We start from the raw sequence: 852 nt of genomic DNA on the forward strand, positions 1-852 counted from the left end.
CCATGGGTGTTTGTTCAGCAGGAACGACTAGCCCTTTAAACGCGCGATATTGGCTTTTCACTGGCGCGTCAACTGAAATAGTCGAAACATACAACGGTTGTTCGGCTACGTTTTGGCTATCACTTTGGCAACCAGTAAGAACGGCCAAGGCGATGGCCGATACTGCGAATAGAGAATGCTTCATTAAATGCCTTCCTCACGAATCCAAGCTTTCACCACTTGCCCTTCGACTAATCGTTCTACGCCAGCAATAACCACGTAGTCGTTGTTATCCAAACCTGACTCAATCGCGCCACTTTCATTTAGTGACAATGTCACCTTGCTCACTTGTTGCGTTGAGCTATCCATCACCCAAACTTCACCTTGGCTCTCTTGCTTGTTTACCCAAGCCGATGTCGGCAACGTCATGGCGTTAGACTTGTTTTGCTTAGCAATGTGTACTTGTCCTGTCATCCCAGTGAGCAAGTTGCGATCGGTTGGCCGAGTGATCGTCACAATCGCTTCATAGCTGTTGGTATCGATGTTTGGCTGCGTTGAGATTTCTTTGAACTTACCCGGAATACGTTTGCTTGGTTCGCTGTCCATCGTTACCCACATCTCTGCGTTTTTTAGTGCAGACAGAGAGACAGACTCCGCGTAACTAACGGGCAAAGTGAAAGAAACATCCAGTGTGGTGTTATCAATCAAATTGAGGATTTCTTGCTTTTCACCTACCACTTGATACGGCTTCACGTAGGTGTACGACACCACACCGTCAAATGGCGCTTGAATTTTGGTGTAACTCAAATCGGTTTTCGCTTGTTCAAAACTTGCCAACGCTGCTTTGTATTGCGTTTCTTTTTGATCGTAGCT

2 pseudogenes are annotated in these 852 nt (G+C 46.5%); both read right to left on the minus strand.

Going from position 1 to position 852, the window contains the following annotated elements:
• Positions 1 to 184, minus strand: a pseudogene (locus tag R7E78_RS25470) (efflux RND transporter periplasmic adaptor subunit); the annotation flags it as partial.
• A pseudogene (vmeT, locus tag R7E78_RS25475) lies at positions 184 to 852 on the minus strand (multidrug efflux RND transporter periplasmic adaptor subunit VmeT); the annotation flags it as partial. The pseudogenes R7E78_RS25470 and vmeT, both read right to left, overlap by 1 nt.

It is taken from the genome of Vibrio sp. YT-19(2023) (assembly GCF_033337395.1).